General features: G+C 69.1%; 15 protein-coding genes and 3 pseudogenes. 17 read left to right on the top strand and 1 reads right to left on the bottom strand.

What is annotated here, in order from left to right; all coding sequences use genetic code 11:
• The first annotated feature begins 6 nt into the window (after window positions 1–6).
• From lepB to AC5677_RS28060, 11 genes and pseudogenes are all read left to right on the top strand, one after another.
• Window positions 7–744: a signal peptidase I gene (gene lepB, locus AC5677_RS28010; RefSeq protein WP_497190681.1), complete on the top strand. Its 738-nt coding sequence runs from the start codon at window positions 7–9 to the stop codon at window positions 742–744.
• Window positions 737–1,258, top strand: coding sequence for an NUDIX hydrolase (locus tag AC5677_RS28015; RefSeq protein ID WP_497190682.1), 522 nt, complete (start codon window positions 737–739; stop codon window positions 1,256–1,258). The genes lepB and AC5677_RS28015 overlap by 8 nt, the downstream gene beginning before the upstream one ends.
• Before the next feature lie 38 nt (window positions 1,259–1,296).
• Complete coding sequence (locus tag AC5677_RS28020; protein ID WP_005311352.1) at window positions 1,297–1,605, top strand: DUF2469 domain-containing protein; 309 nt, start codon at window positions 1,297–1,299, stop codon at window positions 1,603–1,605.
• A gap of 412 nt (window positions 1,606–2,017) precedes the next feature.
• A pseudogene (locus AC5677_RS28025) lies at window positions 2,018–2,371 on the top strand (YraN family protein); the annotation flags it as partial.
• Window positions 2,371–3,999, top strand: a complete 1,629-nt coding sequence (locus AC5677_RS28030) for a YifB family Mg chelatase-like AAA ATPase (protein WP_497190683.1) — start codon at window positions 2,371–2,373, stop codon at window positions 3,997–3,999. The pseudogene AC5677_RS28025 and the gene AC5677_RS28030, both read left to right, overlap by 1 nt.
• 350 nt (window positions 4,000–4,349) lie before the next feature.
• Window positions 4,350–5,096: pseudogene (locus AC5677_RS28035) on the top strand (DNA-processing protein DprA); the annotation flags it as partial.
• A 59-nt stretch (window positions 5,097–5,155) separates the two neighbouring features.
• A complete protein-coding gene (locus AC5677_RS28040; RefSeq protein ID WP_497190684.1) occupies window positions 5,156–6,358 on the top strand; it encodes a tyrosine-type recombinase/integrase in 1,203 nt (400 codons plus the stop codon).
• Complete coding sequence (locus AC5677_RS28045; RefSeq protein ID WP_497190685.1) at window positions 6,351–8,816, top strand: tyrosine-type recombinase/integrase; 2,466 nt, start codon at window positions 6,351–6,353, stop codon at window positions 8,814–8,816. Before AC5677_RS28040 ends, AC5677_RS28045 begins: the two co-directional genes overlap by 8 nt.
• Before the next feature lie 38 nt (window positions 8,817–8,854).
• Window positions 8,855–9,355: pseudogene (locus tag AC5677_RS28050) on the top strand (DNA-processing protein DprA); the annotation flags it as partial.
• Window positions 9,356–9,717: 362 nt separating this feature from the next.
• Window positions 9,718–10,554: an RNA polymerase sigma factor WhiG gene (gene whiG / locus AC5677_RS28055; RefSeq protein WP_362712685.1), complete on the top strand. Its 837-nt coding sequence runs from the start codon at window positions 9,718–9,720 to the stop codon at window positions 10,552–10,554.
• A gap of 106 nt (window positions 10,555–10,660) precedes the next feature.
• Window positions 10,661–11,200, top strand: coding sequence for a TetR/AcrR family transcriptional regulator (locus AC5677_RS28060; protein ID WP_497196784.1), 540 nt, complete (start codon window positions 10,661–10,663; stop codon window positions 11,198–11,200).
• Between the two features lie 218 nt (window positions 11,201–11,418).
• On the opposite strand, the gene AC5677_RS28065 is transcribed toward AC5677_RS28060, so the two are convergent.
• Window positions 11,419–11,988 (bottom strand): peptidoglycan DD-metalloendopeptidase family protein, encoded by a 570-nt coding sequence (locus tag AC5677_RS28065; protein ID WP_497190686.1) that lies wholly within the window; start codon window positions 11,986–11,988, stop codon window positions 11,419–11,421.
• An 881-nt stretch (window positions 11,989–12,869) separates the two neighbouring features.
• Between AC5677_RS28065 and rpsB the strand changes: the two genes are divergently transcribed.
• The 6 genes from rpsB to rlmN all read left to right on the top strand — a co-directional run bounded on the left by rpsB (window position 12,870) and on the right by rlmN (window position 18,811).
• The gene (gene rpsB / locus AC5677_RS28070; RefSeq protein WP_497190687.1) at window positions 12,870–13,772 is read left to right on the top strand and encodes a 30S ribosomal protein S2; all 903 of its coding nucleotides are present in this window, start codon (window positions 12,870–12,872) and stop codon (window positions 13,770–13,772) included.
• A 108-nt stretch (window positions 13,773–13,880) separates the two neighbouring features.
• Window positions 13,881–14,717 (top strand): translation elongation factor Ts, encoded by an 837-nt coding sequence (tsf, locus tag AC5677_RS28075; RefSeq protein WP_497190688.1) that lies wholly within the window; start codon window positions 13,881–13,883, stop codon window positions 14,715–14,717.
• Between the two features lie 206 nt (window positions 14,718–14,923).
• Window positions 14,924–15,694, top strand: coding sequence for a UMP kinase (pyrH, locus tag AC5677_RS28080; protein ID WP_362709438.1), 771 nt, complete (start codon window positions 14,924–14,926; stop codon window positions 15,692–15,694).
• 175 nt (window positions 15,695–15,869) lie between these two features.
• Window positions 15,870–16,427: a ribosome recycling factor gene (gene frr, locus AC5677_RS28085; protein ID WP_497190689.1), complete on the top strand. Its 558-nt coding sequence runs from the start codon at window positions 15,870–15,872 to the stop codon at window positions 16,425–16,427.
• Window positions 16,427–17,575: a phosphatidate cytidylyltransferase gene (locus AC5677_RS28090; protein ID WP_497190690.1), complete on the top strand. Its 1,149-nt coding sequence runs from the start codon at window positions 16,427–16,429 to the stop codon at window positions 17,573–17,575. Before frr ends, AC5677_RS28090 begins: the two co-directional genes overlap by 1 nt.
• A 129-nt stretch (window positions 17,576–17,704) precedes the next feature.
• Window positions 17,705–18,811 (top strand): dual-specificity RNA methyltransferase RlmN, encoded by a 1,107-nt coding sequence (gene rlmN / locus AC5677_RS28095; RefSeq protein ID WP_497190691.1) that lies wholly within the window; start codon window positions 17,705–17,707, stop codon window positions 18,809–18,811.
• The last annotated feature ends 213 nt before the right edge of the window (window positions 18,812–19,024 follow it).

Here is a 19,024-nt window from a genome sequence, read left to right on the forward strand (position 1 = left end):
GCTGGGATGAGCAGCAGTACGGAACGCAGGACCGACGGCCGCGGCCGGACCACGGGCAGTGTGCTGTCCGGTCTGGCCGTGGCCGCCGGCTGTGTGCTGTTCCTGGGCGGCTTCGTATGGGCGGCGCTGATCTACCGCCCCTACACGGTGCCGACCGATTCGATGTCGCCGACGATCGCCGTCGGGGCCCGGGTCCTGGCCGAGAAGGTGGACGGCGCCGAGATACGCCGCGGCGACGTCGTCGTCTTCAAGGACAAGGCCTGGGGCGACCTGACGATGGTCAAGCGCGTCGTCGGCGTCGGTGGCGACAAGATCGCCTGCTGCACCGAGCCCGGCAAGCTCACCGTCAACGGCAAGCCCGTCGAGGAACCGTATCTGCAGGGCAACGGACCCGCCTCACCCATCGGCTTCAAGGCCAAGGTCCCCAACGGCCAGCTCTTCCTCCTCGGCGACCACCGCAGCGACTCCCTCGACTCCCGCGTCCACCTCAACGACGGCGACCAGGGCTCCATACCCCGCAGCGCCGTCCAGGCCCGCGTCGACGCCCGTGCCTGGCCGCTCGGCAGCCTCGGCATGATGCAGCGCCCCAGCAGCTTCGCCGCCCTTCCCGGCGGTGTCTCGCAGCCCGGCCCCGTCCAGCCCATCGCCCTCGCCGTCCTCGCCGGCGCGGTCCTCATCCTCGGCGGCGCCGCCTACGGCCCCATCGCCCGGCGTACCTCCCGCAAGGGCCGCACCCATGACTGAGCCCTCGGCCGCCGCCCCCGACGACACGGCCCCGGCTCGCCGCCAGGTCTCCCGCATCGTGCTGCTCGACCCCGACGACCGGATCCTGCTGCTGCACGGCTTCGAACCGGATGATCCCTCCGCCACCTGGTGGTTCACCCCCGGAGGCGGTCTGGAGGGCGCCGAGACCCACGAAGAGGCCGCCCGCCGCGAACTCGCCGAGGAGACCGGGATCACCGACGCCGTCCTCGGCCCCGTCCTGTGGAAACGTCACTGTTCGTTTCCCTTCGACGGGCGGCGCTGGGACCAGGACGAGTGGTATTACCTGGGACGTACGGACCGGACTGCCACCGATATGGGCGGGCAGACTGACCTGGAGCGACGCAGTGTCTCGGGACTGAGGTGGTGGACGGCGAAGGAACTGTCGGCGTCGCATGAGACGGTGTATCCGACCAGACTCGCCGAGCTGCTGCGCACACTGCTCGACGAAGGGCCCCCGAGTGCGCCGGTGATCCTGGAGACCGAGAGGGTCTGACGCACAATAGGGGAACGCACGGCTGAAGGGGATCTGCCATGAGCGCCGAGGACCTCGAGAAGTACGAGACCGAGATGGAGCTGAAGCTCTACCGGGAGTACCGCGACGTCGTCGGGCTGTTCAAATATGTGATCGAGACCGAGCGTCGTTTCTACCTCACCAACGACTACGAAATGCAGGTGCACTCGGTTCAGGGCGAGGTCTTCTTCGAGGTCTCCATGGCCGACGCCTGGGTCTGGGACATGTACCGCCCGGCCCGCTTCGTTAAGCAGGTGCGCGTCCTCACATTCAAGGACGTGAACATCGAGGAGCTCAACAAGAGCGATCTCGAGCTGCCGGGAAGCTGAGGGCGGAGCGGTAGGTGCCCCCTGCGGGTGACGGAGTTATCCACACCTGACCGGTTATCCACCAAGATCCAATACATCTGTGCGGACGCGTCACAGTCGGTGCCGGAGGTGGTGCCGAATGAACGCCACGCACACCGGCCAGGGGGCCGGGAACACACGACGGACCGGGAACACACGACGGACCGGGAACACACGACGGACCGCAGGGATCACGGGGGGCACGGGGGCCGCGGGCGGCACAGGGCAGACGGGACGCCGGCGGCGGGGGAGCGGGGCGGCACAGCGCCGGACGGCCGCGACTGCGACCTCAAGGGCTACTTCGCCCTCCGTTTCCCCTTCGCCTTCCCCGTCCCCCACTCCCTCGACCGCTACGTCGGGCGTCTCGACCACTGCGCCGACCGCTACGTCGGGCTCCCGGCGGGCGCTCGGGCGCTACGGCGAGGACCTGGCCGCCCGACGGCTCCTCGAAGCCGGGATGCGGATCCTGGACCGCAACTGGCGATGCCGGGACGGCGAGATCGACATCGTGGCGGCCGACGGTGACGCCCTGGTCGTCTGCGAGGTCAAAACCCGCCGCGCGGCCGTGTACGAACACCCCATGGCGGCGGTACGCGCCGAGAAGACCGAGCGGCTACGGCGGCTGGCCGAGCGCTGGCTGGAGCGGCACGGCGGCCCACCACCGGGCGGCGTCCGCATCGACGTCATCGGCGTGCTGCTCCCCGCCCGCGGCGCCCCCGTCGTCGAACACGTACGAGGGGTGGCCTGATGGGGTTCGCCCGCACCTGTTCCGTCGCCCTGGTCGGCGTCGAAGGCGTTGCCGTCGAGGTCCAGGCCGACCTGGAGCCCGGCGTCGCGGCCTTCACCCTGGTCGGACTGCCCGACAAGAGCCTGGTCGAGTCCAAGGACCGGGTGCGCGCCGCAGTCGTGAATTCCGGAGCCGAATGGCCCCAGAAGAAACTCACCGTAGGCCTCAGCCCGGCATCCGTACCCAAAAGCGGCAGCGGCTTCGACCTGGCCGTGGCCTGCGCGGTCCTCGGCGCCGCCGAACGTCTCGACCCCCGCGAACTCACCGACCTGATGATGATCGGCGAGCTGGGCCTGGACGGCCGCGTCCGTCCCGTACGCGGCGTACTGCCCGCCGTACTGGCCGCGGCCGACGCCGGATACCGCCAGGTAGTGGTGCCTGAACGCACCGCCGCCGAGGCCGCACTCGTCCCCGGCATCTCGGTGCTCGGCGTCCGCAGCCTGCGCCAGCTCATCGCCGTCCTCGCCGACGAACCCGTGCCCGACGAGGACGACGACGCCCCCGCCGAAGGCCGGCCCGATCCACTCCTGTCCGGCCTGGTCGTTCCCGGCACGGGCGTCTGCGCCGGACTGCCGCCCACCGGCCGCGTCCTCGACCTCGCGGACGTCGCGGGCCAGCACAATGCCCGGCGCGCTCTGGAAGTGGCTGCGGCAGGACGGCACCACATCTTCTTCAAAGGCCCGCCCGGAGCGGGCAAGACCATGCTCGCCGAACGCCTCCCCGGCCTGCTGCCGCCCCTGTCACCCAAGGAATCCCTGGAGGTCACCGCCGTCCACTCGGTAGCCGGCACGCTCCCGCCGGGACAACCACTCGTCGACCGGCCGCCCTACTGTGCCCCGCACCACTCCGCGACCATGGCGTCCCTCGTCGGCGGTGGCACCGGACTGCCGCGCCCCGGAGCCGTCTCCCTCGCCCATCACGGGGTGTTGTTCGTGGACGAGGCGGCCGAGTGCAGCGCCCGCGTCCTGGACGCCCTGCGGCAGCCGTTGGAATCGGGCCATGTGGTCGTCGCCCGGTCCGCCGGCATGATGCGGATGCCCGCCCGCTTCCTGCTGGCGCTTGCCGCGAACCCGTGTCCCTGCGGCAGACACGGCACCACCGGAGGCGGCTGCGAATGCCGACCCTCCTCGATCCGCCGCTACCGGGCGAGGCTGTCCGGGCCGCTGATGGACCGCATCGACCTGCGGATCGCCGTGGAACCGGTCGCCCGCTCCGAGCTGGTCGCACTCGGCCGCGGCGCCGAATCCACCGCCTCGGTCGGCGAACGCGTACGGTCCGCCCGCGAACGAGCCGCAGCCCGCTTCGCCGACACCCCCTGGAACACCAACAGCGAAGTACCAGGACATGAGCTGAGAACCCGTTGGCAGGTTGACCCCGGAGCCCTGGCCCAGGCCGAACGCGACCTGGAATGCGGCCTCCTGACTGCCCGCGGCCTGGACCGCGTCCTCCGTGTCGCCTGGACGGCCGCCGACCTCTCCGGCCACGACCGGCCCACGAAGGACGACGTCAACTGGGCCCTGGAGCTCCGCACGGGCGTACGGCGCGGCAATGCGGTGTCGCCGACGGCACCCGCGCCGGCGATGTCCTGACGCAGCGCGACACCCGCCAGGGCGCCGGTCCCGGTCCTTGGGCGCTGGTCGCCATGGCGGGTGGGGTGCCGGGCGCGGAGGGCGGGAGCAATGGGTCCGGCGCAGCGGGTCGGCGGGGCCATGAGGTGGTCAGCCAGTCCTGAGCTGATCCATGAGCTGCTGCGCATACGGGGGGGGTGGGGGAGGGGGGCGGGCCCCCGGAGGAAGCGGATGGCCCAGAGCCTCGCCGGGCCATCCGAAAACGGCGGTCCTCCGGCCCGCACCCGCCCACCTCGCCACTACGGCGGCCGCCTTGGGGATCACCATTAGGGCCGCGTGACCACGCGGCCTCCGGACGAGCAGGAGACGTGATGAACGGTATCGACGCATGGGGATTCACCACCCACGAAGCAATCAACACCACACCGGACGACGCAGCCACCGACCAGCAAGCGGCGCACGCCGACACGTACGGGCTACAGCGCACGGCGCGCGCGGCGCTCACCCGCATCCTTGAGCCGGGCGATGAAACCGCCGGCCGCTGGCTGCGCGAACTGGGCCCGGAAGCCCTCTGGCGTGCGCTGTCCGGCGATGCCGACCCGCCCGAGGGCGCGAACCCCGACAAGATCGCGGGACTGAAGCTGCGCGCGGCGCGTATCGAGCCCGCCGCCGACCTGGCCGCGGTCGCCGCCCTCGGCGGCCGCTTCGTCATCCCCGGCGACAACGAATGGCCCGGCCAGCTCGACGACCTCGGCGACGGCCGCCCCATCGGCCTGTGGGTACGCGGCCCCGCGAACCTCCGTTTCTGGGCGCTGCGCTCCGTCGCCATCGTCGGCGCGCGAGCCTGCACCGAATACGGCGCCCACCTCGCCGCCACCCTCGCCGCCGGCCTGGCCGAACGCGGCTGGACGGTCGTTTCCGGAGCCGCGTACGGCGTCGATGGCGCCGCCCACCGAGGTGCGCTGGCCGCGGACGGCGCGACCGCGGCCGTACTGGCCTCCGGCGTCGACTACGCCTACCCCCGCGGGCACACCGAATTGGTCGGCCGGATCGCCGAACAGGGCTTGCTGGTGGGCGAGTTACCGCCCGGCGCCCACCCCACCCGAAGCCGGTGTGTTAACTGCACCTTCATGATGTCTGCCGTTCAGGTGAAGCCTGTGCGCTCATGGAGGTCTGTGTGACGGTGAACCTGCATCACGAGCTGATGGAGGGACGGGGAGATGTACCCCGGATCGGCTCTGTGATCCAGTTAGAGACTCAGCACCCGCCGTACGTCGTGGTTGGGAAGAGCGGGAGCCCTGTTGAGCCGGTGGTGCCGTACCTGCGGGATCTGGCCCTCAGCGACAACAGCCCTGCTACCGGACGTAGTTACGCGTTCGATTTGCTGCGCTGGTTCCGGGTTCTGTGGCTGTTGGACATCCCGTGGGAGAAGGCCACTGAGGCAGAGGTGGCCGCCATGGTCGGGTGGCTGCGATCGGCGCCGAACCCGCAGCGGCGCCGGAGCAAGCAGAACACTCCCCAGCCGGGCGCGGTTAACCCGCGGACTGGCAAGCGGTATCTGAAGGCCGGCTATGCGCCCAGCACTATCAACCACGGGCTGACCGTCGTCAGCAGTTTCTACGAGTTCCACCGTGAGCAGGGCCGAGGTCCTGTGATCAACCCCGTCCCGGCGTCGCAGGGCCGTCGGGCCGCGATGGCCCACCACGACCCGGATGACCCCGTGCGGCTCTTCCGCCGGGCCCGCCTGCGACAGCGGATGCCCAAAGCTGAGCCCCGCGCGATTCCGGACGCGATGTGGGACGAGTTCTTCGCGACGATGAACCACGACCGTGACCGCGCCGCGGTGCTGCTCTATGTCGCTAGCGGGGCCCGTGCCGAGGAGCTCCTCGGCGTCACGCCTTCGGACATCGACTGGCAAGGCCAGCTCGTCTACGTCATCTCCAAGGGCACCAAGCTCCGCGAGCCGATCCCCACCAGCCCTCAGTCCCTGGTGGTGCTCGCCGCCTACCTCGATGCCAGGGGCCTGCCGCCGGCGGGCGAGCCGGTCTTCCGAACACGTCGTGGACCGGACAAGCCGCTGAGCTATTGGGCGATGCGTCGCGTCATCCAGCGCGTCAACGACAAGCTGGGCACCAACTGGACCCTGCACGATCTTCGCCACACCGCTGCCGAGCGGATGGCAAACGACCCGAACCTCACGCTGGTCGAAGTGCGGGCCGTCCTCCGCCATGGAGATCTGGCAACCACCGGCCGCTACCTGCGGGCCCGCGTCGAGGATCTTTTCGATGCTCTCCAGGCCCACTACAACCGGCCTCGGGTCGAGCGCACCATCGCGCCGGGCTACGACCCGGAGGACTTCAAGGCGGTGTTCGGTGGCTGACATCCAGACCGACTTGGACACCTACAGCCTGCGCAATCGGCGCACGAACTACCGCGAGGAGCCGTTCATCCCGGCCCCCGCATCGCGGTTCGACGCAACGCTGAAAGCGGCACCGGCCCCGCTGCCCAAGGTCACTCCTGGGCCGTTTGGCGACCTATCCCGAGCCCCGGCGAGGGAACTATGCCTGCTGGTGAAGCGGGATATCCGGCCTTCGAATGTCCAGAAGTATCTGAGCGGTGTTCAGGCATTGCTCAGCCACCTGAGTGAGCACCCAGGCGACACTTGGCAGGAGCGATGGCAGGCTGCCGGCTTCGACGCTGAAGGCGCCCCTTCTGTTGCTGTCCTGGCGCGTCCGGGCGACCACACTGGCAGGTCCAACCTGATCGGTGCACTGAAGTGGATCTTCTGTCTTCGGGTGATCAGGCCATCCGTTGCCGGTTTCAGGGCGAACACATTCCGGACCTATACGAGCTCGTTCCGTGAGATCCAGAACGACCGCCTGCTGGACAAGTTCTACGCGGCGGTCGACTCGACCGAGCACTTCCGCAACATCCACAAGGGCAGAGCCAAGTTCGACGTCGCGGTCGCGTTGACCACGCAGGGCATTGCCCTGGCCGACCTGACGCCGTCGGCCCTGCTGCACTATTCGGTGGAGACACGGCGCCTGGGGGTCAACCACGGTGCCAGGGGCGATCACAAACGCTTCGCCGCCCTTGGCGCATGGCAGGTACTTCACGGCATGGCGCACTTTCCGCCGGGAACCCCGCCGACGCTCCGTGCCTTCATCTATGCAGGTCAGCGAAGTATTACGGAGCTTGTCGACCGCTACCAGATCCGTCATCAGGGCGTTCGGCAGTTGCTGATCGACTACCTCACCCGACGGAGGGCCGAAACTGACTACGTCACGGTCGAAGGCTTGGCTCGGCGGTTGGCGAGCCAGTTCTGGGCGAAGATCGAAGCCGTCAATCCCGGCCAGCAGGATCTCCACATCAGCAGCGAGGTCTATGACCAGTGGCGGGCGGAGATCCAGCTCTGGGACAAGGACAAGACGAAGCAACGCAAGGACGCCTCCAGCATCCTCCTCGCGGTTCGCGCCCTCTACATGGACCTGCACAGCTGGTCGATCGGCGAACCCGAACAGTGGGCCCACTGGGTCGCTCCCTGCCCTGTCCGACGTCGCGACCTGAAGGGCTTCGCCAAGCGAAAGCGCGAGGTCAACCGGCGCATGGCGGAACGAGTCCGAGCCCGTCAACCGCTTCTTCCTGTCTTGTCCGCCCACATCGAGGCCCGGCACGAATACCTGACCGGCCTGCTTGAAGCAGCCGGGAAAGTCGAGCTTGGGGAGCCCTTCGTCCACGCGGGGCGTTCCTACCAGCGCACGAACTCCGGGCGGGACCAGAGTCGGGCCAGGACAGAAGAGGACCCACCGGTCCGCGTCATCGATGACAGTGGCGAGACGATCGACGTCACTGCTGCTGAGGAGACGGCGTTCTGGGAGTGGGCCCTGGTGGAAGTCCTCCGTCACAGTGGCATCCGAGTTGAGGAACTCGTGGAACTCACCCACCTCAGCATCCGGCAATACCAGCGACCGAACGGCGAGGTCATCGCGCTCCTGGTCGTGGCTCCATCGAAGAGCGAACGGGAACGCGTGATCCCGATGTCTGCGGATCTCTTCCACGCGATAGCCCAGATCATCCGCCGGCACACTGCGGGCGGCAGGACAATCCGGGTCCTCAGCCGCTACGATCCCCACGAAAAGACCTGGTCAGAGCCCATGCCGTTTCTCTTCCAACGGCAGATGGGCACCGTCCACGGCGTCATGGCGCCCACCACGGTGCTGCATATGCTTGCCCGCAGCTGCGAGGAACTGGCCGACACCAACCCGGCCTTCGCTGATCTGACCTTCACCCCGCACGACTTCCGCAGGCTCTTCGCGACCGAGGTCGTTAACGGCGGTCTCCCGATCCACATCGGCGCGGCCTTGCTCGGCCACCTCAACCTGCAGACGCTCCAGGGCTATGTCGCCGTCTTTGCTGAGGACGTTGTCGCCCACTACCAGCGTTTCCTCAACCATCGCCGGAGCCTGCGGCCCGCGGAGGAGTACGCGGAGGTCAGCCTCGAAGAGTGGGCCGACTTCGAAGAGCACTTCGACAAGCGCAAGGTCGAACTCGGCAACTGCGCTCGCCCCTACGGCACCCCCTGCCAGCACGAGCATGCCTGCATCCGCTGCCCGATGCTGCAGGTCAACCCCAAATTGCTTCCTCGTCTCGCCGAGATCGAGAAGGACCTCCTTCTCCGCCGCAAGCGCGCACAGGAAGAGCAATGGCTCGGCGAAGTCGAAGGCATCGACATCACTCTGACCTTCGTACACGCCAAGCAAGCCGAAGCAGCGCGGCTATCCAAACGACCAGTCGTGGACCTTGGCCTCCCCGCCCACCGCGCTGAGGAGAAAACATGATCAGCCCCGGACCACGAACTTGCGAAGTGCAGAGAAGCTTCATCCAGCGCAACCGCGTCATTGCCGCACTCACCCGCGGAACCGTCGTCGTGGAGGCCGAACTCCGCAGCGGCTCACTGGTCACCGCCCGGCGGGCGCTGGCCCTGGGACGGTTCACCATGGGGGTGCCGGGGCCCGTCACCAGCGGCCTGTCAGCGGGTGTGCATCAACTCCTGCGCGGTGAGGCGGTGCTGGTCACCGACGCCGATGAGGTCGTCGAACTCGTCGGCAGCATCGGCGACCTCGGCCCCCATCGGCATGGGCCGACCCTCGCCCGCGACCTCCTGGACCCCACAGCGGCCCGCGTGCTGGAAGCCCTGCCCGCCCGCGGAGGAGCGGATACCGCCCACCTGGCCAGGGAGTCGGGCACGCCCCGCGATATCGCGCAGAGCAAGCTCGTCGAGTTGCAGTCGCTCGGATTCGTTCAAAGGTGCGGTGACCGCTGGGAGTTGGCGCGACGCGCCGAGACCACCGAAGGTTCCCGGCGAGGCGGTACTTGACCTGGGGCGAACGGGTGAAAGGGTGAGGGGAATGACCGCAGAATCCAGGTTTGCCTTGCTTCGGCGCGCGGTGCCGACCTGTCGGAAGGCGGTGCTGCGGCGCAACGGGCGCACAGGATCCCGCCCGCCACGTCCTGGCGCCCAGCCGCCCGGCTCCTCGGAGGACCGGGCCCGGCGCCGAGTCCTGGGACCGCCGCGTCCAACGAGGTAACCCTGAGGTGCGGGCAGCGGAACGTATCTGCGCACACCCGATCCTCTCTTCCTCGCGCACCGCAACGCTATGGTCACGCTACGCTCACAGGCACTTCACCCCTCAACCGTCCACCCATCCAGCGTCTCGGCAGAACGGCTCAAGGCGACGAATGCCCCAGCACACCTCCGGGTCTGACCGCGCGGCTGTACCACCCGCCGCGCGCGGCAGCGTGCGCCCCGCCGCGCCCTCCTCGCTCGACGAGCTGTGGCGCTCCTACAAGGCATCGGGCGACGGCCGGTTGCGCGAGCAGCTGATCCTGCACTACTCCCCGCTGGTCAAGTACGTCGCCGGCCGCGTCAGCGTCGGGCTGCCCCCCAACGTCGAACAGGCCGATTTCGTCTCCTCAGGAGTCTTCGGCCTGATCGACGCCATCGAGAAATTCGAGCCGGAACGCTCCATCAAGTTCGAGACCTACGCGATCACCCGCATCCGGGGCGCCATGATCGACGAGCTGCGCGCGCTGGACTGGATCCCACGGTCCGTACGGCAGAAGGCCCGAGCCGTGGAACGGGCGTACGCGACCCTCGAGGCACAGCTGCGCCGCACCCCGTCCGAGGCGGAGGTCGCCGACGAGATGGGCATCGCGCTGGAGGAACTCCACGGGGTGTTCAGCCAGCTGTCCCTGGCCAACGTGGTGGCGCTGGAAGAACTGCTGCACGTCGGCGGCGAGGGCGGTGAACGCCTCAGCCTCATGGACACGCTGGAGGACACCGCCGCCGAGAACCCCGTGGAAATCGCCGAGGACCGAGAGCTGCGGCGACTGCTCGCGCGCGCGATCAACACCCTTCCCGATCGCGAGAAGACCGTGGTCACCCTCTACTACTACGAGGGCCTCACGCTCGCCGAGATCGGCAACGTCCTCGGCGTCACGGAGAGCAGGGTGAGCCAGATCCACACCAAGTCCGTACTGCAGCTCCGGGCGAAACTCGCTGACGTCGGACGGTGAAACTCCCCGCGCCGGGGAGACGGGCGGAGTGCCGCGACGGGCGTGCCATCCGTAGAGTGGGGATGTGCCAAGGATTCGAGCGGCCTCTGTGGCCGAGCACCGGACGATGCAGCGCGGCGCCCTCCTGGACGCTGCCCGCACCCTGCTGTCCGAAGGCGGAACGGAAGCGCTGACCTTCCCCGCCCTCGCCGAGCGCACGGGACTCGCGCGTTCCTCCGTTTACGAGTACTTCCGCTCCCGCGCGGCCGTGGTCGAAGAGCTGTGCGCCGTCGATTTCCCGGTCTGGGCCGCGGAGGTCGAGGCGGCGATGGAGCGTGCCGGGACGCCCGAGGAGAAGATCGAGGCGTATGTGCGCCGGCAGCTGGCGCTGGTCGGCGACCGGCGCCACCGTGCCGTCGTGGCCATCTCGGCCGGCGAACTGGACGCCGGTGCGCGGGAGAAGATCCGCGCCGCGCACGGCGGACTCATCGCCATGATCGTCGAGGCCCTCGCCACGCTCGGCCACGACCAGCCCCGACTCGCCGCCATGCTCCTGCAGGGCGTGGTCGACGCCGCGGTCCGCCGTATCGAACTCGGCGCGGCCGAGAATCCGGACGAGATCACAGAGGCGGCGGTGGGGATGGTCCTGCGCGGAGTACGCGGCTGACTGGGCCCCCGCCCCCCCGCCCCCCCCCCCCGCCCACCCCACCCCCAGACTCGTTGGCCACGCAGCACGCAGCACGCAGCACGCAGCACGCAGCCCGCAGCCCGCAGCCGCCGTTAGGTCGTGGGCCGGTACGAGGCCGCGGGGCTTGGCCCCGCGCTTCCGTGGTTCTGTGTCCACGCCTCGCGCGCTCGTCATCCCCGGCGCTCATCCTCCCCGGCTCACCTGCCCTCCGATACCCCCGCTTCTCCACGGGACGGGTGGCTCGGACGGCTCCCGCCCCTTCTGAGCGACCGGCCCGGCGACAGGCGTCCCAGCGCCCAGAGCGCGGCGGTGGCCAGTGCGGCCGCGACGGCGAGTGCGGTTTCGGTGGGAGCGGCAGCCGTGTCGTGAGCGGTCGGGGCGCCTGGGCGGTCGTGGTCCGTACGGCCTGGTGGCACGGGGATGCCGATCACCGGCAGCAGGCGCGACGGCCCGCCGTGGAGCATGGGTGCAGGTAAGAGCGTGAGCGGGTCCAGATACGCCTTTCCGCGGCGCAGGCCCCAGTGAAGGCAGGGCCCCCGGCAGTGGAACGGGCCCCGTTGCAGTACGGCGACGGGCTCGCCCGCCAGGATGTGTTCGCCCTCCTTTGCGGTGGCGCGGACCGGTTCGTAGGTGGTGCGTAACGGGGGACGGCCCGAGCGGGACAGCTCGATGGTGAGGACGCCACGCCCGGCAACGGTGCCGGCGAAGGCCACCCGTCCGGGCGCCGCCGCGCGCACCGTCGCACCGGCCGACGCTGCCAGGTCCACGCCGCGGTGGCCGGCGGCCCATGGTGTGGGTGGCGGTTCCCAGCCGCGTAACACCGTGGGCCGTATGCCTGCCGCGCCTTCCACCGGCCAGGCACGATCCTCCGAACCCGAACCCGAACCCGAAGTCGAAGCCGAACCCCGCGCCCGACCGTCTCCCGGCGCCACCGCCACGGCCACAGCCTCCGCCACCGCCTCCGACACAGCGACCGCCATGGGAGTGGTCCTCCCTCTCTCCGTCCCGAAGCTCGGCATCGCGTACGCCATCGCCGACGCCGGCGTCAGCGTCGTCATGGCAAGGGCCGCAGCCGTTGCGAAGGACAGGAACCCGGTCGCCGCCCACACAGGGAAGAGGCAGTTCTGCCCGTCTCTCCTGGGCGCCTCCTGCATGCGGCGCAGGTGGCGAACGCGCGCCGCATGACGCACACGCGCCGCATGGCGCACACGGTCCGTATGACGCACGTGCCGCAGACGCCACCGACGTCGTGCCGGTGATCCGGTCGTCCCGCGGAAGTGCGTGCCCGAGCTGGAATGTCGTTTCATGCCCCGACCGTGACGCAGTCCGCCGCGGCGTGGGGATCTTGGTCGGAATCTGTGGACAACCGGCCGATTGTGGACAACGGTGTCACCCGCACGGGGCACGAAAAGGTGCGTGTCGCCCAGTACATCGGCCGTCCCGTACACTTCTTGTGGCGATCCGGGTCACCGGGTCGACTTCGCACGCCCCGCCATCAGTGCAGCAGTCCCTTTTTGGGCAGCGCGATGGCCGCGCTCCTCGGTCCTCGGAAGGTTCCGCAAGGTTCATTCCTCGGCAGGCGCGTCGGGGCGTCAGGCACCGCGGCCGACCGGCCGTGGTGGAACCGAGATACACGAGGAGTACGGCCATGGCCGTCGTCACGATGCGGGAGCTGCTGGAGAGCGGCGTCCACTTCGGGCACCAGACCCGGCGCTGGAACCCGAAGATGAAGCGTTTCATCTTCACCGAGCGCAACGGCATCTACATCATCGACCTGCTCCAGTCGCTGTCGTACATCGACCGCGCCTACGAGTTCGTCAAGGAGACCGTCGCCCACGGCGGCTCGGTGATGTTCGTCGGTACGAAGAAGCAGGCCCAGGAGGCCATTGCCGAGCAGGCGACCCGCGTGGGCATGCCCTACGTGAACCAGCGCTGGCTCGGCGGCATGCTGACCAACTTCTCGACCGTCTACAAGCGCCTGCAGCGCCTGAAGGAGCTCGAGCAGATCGACTTCGAGGATGTGGCCGCCTCCGGTCTCACCAAGAAGGAGCTCCTCGTCCTCTCCCGCGAGAAGGCCAAGCTGGAGAAGACCCTCGGTGGTATCCGCGAGATGCAGAAGGTGCCCAGCGCCGTCTGGATCGTGGACACCAAGAAGGAGCACATCGCCGTCGGTGAGGCGCGCAAGCTCAACATCCCGGTCGTCGCGATCCTCGACACCAACTGCGACCCGGACGAGGTCGACTACAAGATCCCGGGCAACGACGACGCGATCCGCTCCGTCACCCTGCTCACCCGCGTGATCGCCGACGCCGTCGCCGAGGGCCTCATCGCCCGTTCCGGTGCCGCCACCGGCGACCAGAAGCCCGGCGAGAAGACCGCTGCCGCCGAGCCGCTGGCCGAGTGGGAGCGCGACCTGCTCGAGGGTGAGAAGAAGGCCGACGAGGCCGAGAAGCCCGCCGAGGCCCCCGCGGCCGCCGAGGCCCCCGCGGCCGCCGAGGCCCCCGCGGCCGCCGAGGCCGAGAAGCCGGCCGCGGACGCCGAGCAGGCCTGACCCGCAGCATCCGGTTGATGACGGCGGGGGCCGGCGCCACAAGCGCCGCCCCCGCCGTCCACCCGTAGATCTTTCGACTTCGAGATTTCGAGAAGAGATTCACAGACCATGGCGAACTACACCGCCGCTGACGTCAAGAAGCTCCGCGAGCTCACCGGCGCCGGCATGATGGACTGCAAGAAGGCCCTGGACGAGGCCGAGGGCATCGTCGACAAGGCCGTCGAGGCGCTGCGCATCAAGGGCCAGAAGGGCGTCGCCAAGCGCGAGGGCCGCTCCGCCGAGAACGGCGCCGTGGTCTCCCTCATCGCCGACGACAACACCTCCGGCGTCATCCTTGAGCTCAAGTGCGAGACGGACTTCGTCGCCAAGGGCGAGAAGTTCCAGGCCGTTGCGAACGCTCTCGTCGCCCACGTCGCCGCCACCAGCCCGGCTGACATCGCCGCGCTGCTCGCCTCCGAGATCGAGGCCGGCAAGACCGTCCAGGCGTACGTCGACGAGGCCAACGCCAACCTCGGCGAGAAGATCGTCCTGGACCGCTTCGCGCAGTTCTCCGGTGGCTTCGTGACGGCGTACATGCACCGCACGATGCCCGACCTGCCGCCGCAGATCGGTGTCCTTGTCGAGCTGGACAAGGAGAACGCCGAGGTCGCCAAGGGTGTCGCGCAGCACATCGCCGCGTTCGCGCCCAAGTACCTCTCCCGTGAGGACGTTCCGGCGGAGGTCGTCGAGTCCGAGCGCCGCGTCGCCGAGGAGACCACCCGCGCCGAGGGCAAGCCGGAGGCCGCGCTGCCCAAGATCGTCGAGGGTCGCGTCAACGGCTTCTTCAAGGACGCGACGCTGCTCGGTCAGCCGTACGCGCTCGACAACAAGAAGTCCGTCGAGAAGGTGCTGCAGGAGGCCGGTGTCACCCTGAAGCGCTTCGAGCGCATCAAGGTCGGCATCTGAGCAACACGAAGCCTCGCCGTCGGGCCACGGTCTTGGGGCCGGAAGCCTGCCGCGAAGGCAGCGAATGACCTGCGACCCCGCTAGGGTCGTACGCAGTCGGCCGCTCAACGGCCGGCCGCAGATGTGACGAGGAGGCCATTGCCGGACAGGGATCTCGACCAGACCCACGGCAATGGCCTTCTTCGTATGTGCACGAGGAGAGCTCAATGAATCACGGTGCCGACGGCGCGGACACAGACAAGGCCGACCACGGCGGCAGGCGACGGTTTTTGCTGAAGCTTTCGGGCGAGGCGTTCGCCGGTGGCGGCGGCCTGGGTGTCGACCCCGATGTGGTGCACGCCATGGCCCGCGAGATCGCCGCCGTGGTGCGCGACGGCTATGAGATCGCCATCGTGATCGGCGGCGGCAACTTCTTCCGCGGCGCCGAACTCCAGCAGCGCGGCATGGACCGGGCCCGCTCCGACTACATGGGCATGCTCGGCACGGTCATGAACTGCCTGGCCCTCCAGGACTTCCTGGAGAAGGAGGGCATCGACTCCCGCGTCCAGACCGCCATCACCATGGGCCAGGTCGCGGAGCCGTACATTCCGCTGCGTGCGGTGCGCCACCTCGAGAAGGGCCGGGTCGTCATCTTCGGCGCCGGTATGGGCATGCCGTACTTCTCCACCGACACCACCGCCGCCCAGCGGGCCCTGGAGATCGACGCCGAGGCCATGCTGATGGGCAAGAACGGCGTGGACGGCGTCTACGACTCCGACCCCAAGAAGAACCCCGACGCGGTCAAGTTCGATGCGCTCGAATACGGCGAGGTCATCACCCGCGAGCTGAAGGTCGCGGACGCCACCGCCATCACTCTGTGCCGCGACAACAAACTCCCGATCCTCGTCTTCGAGCTGCTTGCCGAGGGCAATATCGCGCGCGCGGTGAAGGGTGAGAAGATCGGCACGCTCGTCAGCGATCAGGGCACCCGGGCCTGACGGCCCCAACTGCCGAGACTCCGTACGGGCTTCCTCCCGTAGGGACGGCAACTCCCGGCCGTGGGAAGACCTCGGTACGGGGATGGACAACCGCCTGCCGGTCGGACACCGTGCAGGAGAAGACGCGCGGCAGGGGCGAGGCTCTGCTTCTTACCGATAAGACCAGGAGCAAGTGGTGATCGAAGAGATCCTCCTCGAGGCCGAGGAGAAGATGGAGAAGGCCGTCGTGGTCGCCAAGGAGGACTTCGCCGCGATCCGCACCGGGCGTGCGCACCCGGCGATGTTCAACAAGATCGTGGCGGACTACTACGGCGCCATGACGCCGATCAACCAGCTGGCGTCGTTCTCGGTTCCCGAGCCGCGGATGGCCGTGGTGACCCCGTTCGACAAGAGCGCGCTGCGCAACATCGAGCAGGCGATCCGCGACTCCGACCTCGGCGTCAACCCGAGCAACGACGGCAATATCATCCGAGTGACGTTCCCGGAGCTGACCGAGGAGCGCCGCAAGGAGTTCATCAAGGTCGCCAAGAACAAGGCCGAGGACTCGAAGATCTCGATCCGCAGCGTGCGGCGCAAGGCCAAGGAAGCCCTCGACAAGCTCGTCAAGGACAAGGAGTCCGGCGAGGACGAGGTGCGCCGCGCCGAGAAGGAGCTCGACGACACCACCGCGAAGTACGTCGCGCAGGTGGACGAGCTGCTCAAGCACAAGGAATCCGAGCTCCTCGAGGTCTGATGAACGAGTCATCCTGGGGGACCCCGCCCGGCGCCGCGCACTGGGGGCCACCCGACCAGGGACCGGTCCCCGCGCTCCGCGGGACGGCGCCCCCCGCCTCGGCGGGTCCCGTGCACGACGGGGGCGACGCGGCGCAGACTCGGCCCATGCCCATCGTGCCCGAGCCAGGCGGACACCAGGACGACTACCGGGACCACCGGGACGACCGGGGGGCCGCTCGACTGAGTGGCCCCCTCTTCCGCGACGAAGAGCCGCAGGAGCCCATGCCCACTGCTTTCCCCGGTTCCCCCGAGCCCGGCAGCTCGCGGCACCCAGAGAAGCCGAAGAAGAAGAGCGCGGGGCGCAATCTGCGCGCCGCGATAGGAGTCGGCGTCGGCCTCGGCGTGATCATCCTTGCGTCGCTCTTCGTCTACAAGCCCGTCTTCGTCGGCGTCATCGCGATCGCCGTCGTCGTGGGCCTGTGGGAGCTGACCTCGCGGCTGTCGGAGCGCAAGGACATCCGGGTGCCGCTGGTGCCGCTCGCGGTCGGCGGCACCGCCATGGTGATCGCCGGGTATGTGCGGGGCGCCGAAGGCGCATGGGTGGCGATGGCGCTCACCGCGCTGGCCGTCCTGGTCTGGCGGATGACGGAGGCGCCCGAGAACTATCTGCGGGATGTCACCGCCGGAGTCTTCGCGGCGTTCTACGTACCGTTCCTGGCGACCTTCGTGGCCCTGATGCTCGCCGCCGAGGACGACGGCCCGCAGCGGGTGCTGACCTTCCTGCTGCTGACGGTCGTCAGCGACACCGGGGCGTACGCCGTCGGCTGGCGCTTCGGCACGCACAAGCTCGCGCCGCGGATCAGCCCCGGCAAGACCCGCGAGGGGCTGCTGGGCGCGGTGGTCTTCGCGATGGCCGCCGGCGCTCTGTGCATGGAGTTCCTGATCAAGGGCGGAGCCTGGTGGCAGGGCCTGCTGCTCGGGCTGGCGGTGGCGGCCAGCGCCACCCTCGGTGACCTGGGCGAGTCCATGATCAAGCGGGATCTCGGTATCAAGGACATGGGCACGCTGCTGCCCGGTCACGGCGGGATCATGGACCGCCTCGATTCGCTGCTGCCGACCGCGCCGGTCGTCTGGCTGCTGTTCGTGGTCTTCGTCGGCTCCGGCTGACCGCCGGCCCGTCCGAACCCCCCGGTTCCCTCGCGTTGTCCCTGCATACGCGGGGGTTCCGGCGTTCAGAGGGGTCTGCCGCACTACGTGGCAGGCCCCTCTTCGCGCGTCTGCGACACTGGAAGCACCATGCCTGCACCCGGAGAACTCACTTTCGTCGCGCCGCGCGGAGCCAAGAAGCCCCCGCGTCACCTTGCCGATCTCAGCCCCGTCGAGCGCCGCGAGGCGGTGGCCGCGATCGGCGAGAAGCCGTTCCGCGCCAAGCAGCTTTCGCAGCATTACTTCGCCCGCTACGCACACGAGCCGGCGGCGTGGACCGACATCCCGGCGGCGGCGCGCGAGAAGCTGGCGGCGGAGCTGCTGCCAGACCTGATGAACGTCGTCCGGCACATCTCCTGCGACAACGACACCACCCGCAAGACCCTGTGGAAGCTGCACGACGGCACGCTCGTCGAGTCCGTCCTGATGCGCTACCCGGACCGCGTCACCATGTGCATCTCCTCGCAGGCCGGCTGCGGTATGAACTGCCCGTTCTGCGCCACCGGCCAGGCGGGCCTGGACCGCAACCTCTCCACCGCCGAGATCGTGCACCAGATCGTCGACGGCATGCGCGCGCTGCGCGACGGCGAGGTGCCGGGCGGGCCGGCGCGGCTGTCCAACATCGTCTTCATGGGGATGGGCGAGCCGCTCGCCAACTACAAGCGGGTGGTCGGCGCCATCCGAAGGCTGACCGACCCCGAGCCCGACGGCCTGGGGCTGTCCCAGCGCGGCATCACCGTCTCCACGGTCGGCCTCGTCCCCGCGATGCTGCGGTTCGCCGACGAGGGCTTCAAATGCCGGCTCGCGGTGTCGCTGCACGCCCCGGACGACGAGCTGCGCGACACGCTCGTTCCCGTCAACACCCGCTGGAAGGTCCGCGAGGTGCTGGACGCGGCGTGGGAGTACGCCGAGAAGTCCGGCCGGCGGATCTCCATCGAGTACGCCCTGATCCGCGACATCAACGACCAGGCATGGCGCGGTGACCTGCTGGGACGGCTGCTCAAGGGCAAGCGGGTCCATGTGAACCTGATTCCGCTGAACCCGACGCCCGGCTCGAAGTGGACCGCCTCGCGCCCCGAGGACGAGCGGGCGTTCGTCCAGGCCATCGAGGCACACGGTGTGCCGGTGACCGTCCGGGACACCCGCGGCCAGGAGATCGACGGCGCCTGCGGACAGCTCGCGGCCTCGGAGCGCTGACCGCCCGCTGGTAGCGTGTGCTCGAACAAATGCACATTCCGACAGGGGAGCGCCACAGCGCTGAGAGTGCGGAAGCGTCGTAGACCTACGGTGCCCGCAGACCCTTGAACCTCGCCCGGGTCATTCCGGGTAGGAAGTTCGGTCGTCACTCATGCTGTTGCGCCCTGCCCGGATCCGCTCGCCGTACGTCGCCCGACGACGTGGCCGCGGACA

The sequence above is a fragment of the Streptomyces sp. JLSY215 genome (genome assembly GCF_059682825.1).

Bases quoted from the DNA above. Each gene is read 5' to 3' on its own strand.
- tsf (WP_497190688.1), top strand. From the start codon at position 13,881: ATGGCGAACTACACCGCCGCTGACGTCAAGAAGCTCCGCGAGCTCACC.
- rpsB (WP_497190687.1), top strand. From the start codon at position 12,870: ATGGCCGTCGTCACGATGCGGGAGCTGCTGGAGAGCGGCGTCCACTTC.
- AC5677_RS28015 (WP_497190682.1), top strand. From the start codon at position 737: ATGACTGAGCCCTCGGCCGCCGCCCCCGACGACACGGCCCCGGCTCGC.
- whiG (WP_362712685.1), top strand. From the start codon at position 9,718: ATGCCCCAGCACACCTCCGGGTCTGACCGCGCGGCTGTACCACCCGCC.
- rlmN (WP_497190691.1), top strand. From the start codon at position 17,705: ATGCCTGCACCCGGAGAACTCACTTTCGTCGCGCCGCGCGGAGCCAAG.
- pyrH (WP_362709438.1), top strand. From the start codon at position 14,924: ATGAATCACGGTGCCGACGGCGCGGACACAGACAAGGCCGACCACGGC.
- lepB (WP_497190681.1), top strand. From the start codon at position 7: ATGAGCAGCAGTACGGAACGCAGGACCGACGGCCGCGGCCGGACCACG.
- AC5677_RS28090 (WP_497190690.1), top strand. From the start codon at position 16,427: ATGAACGAGTCATCCTGGGGGACCCCGCCCGGCGCCGCGCACTGGGGG.
- AC5677_RS28060 (WP_497196784.1), top strand. From the start codon at position 10,661: ATGCAGCGCGGCGCCCTCCTGGACGCTGCCCGCACCCTGCTGTCCGAA.
- AC5677_RS28030 (WP_497190683.1), top strand. From the start codon at position 2,371: ATGGGGTTCGCCCGCACCTGTTCCGTCGCCCTGGTCGGCGTCGAAGGC.
- AC5677_RS28020 (WP_005311352.1), top strand. From the start codon at position 1,297: ATGAGCGCCGAGGACCTCGAGAAGTACGAGACCGAGATGGAGCTGAAG.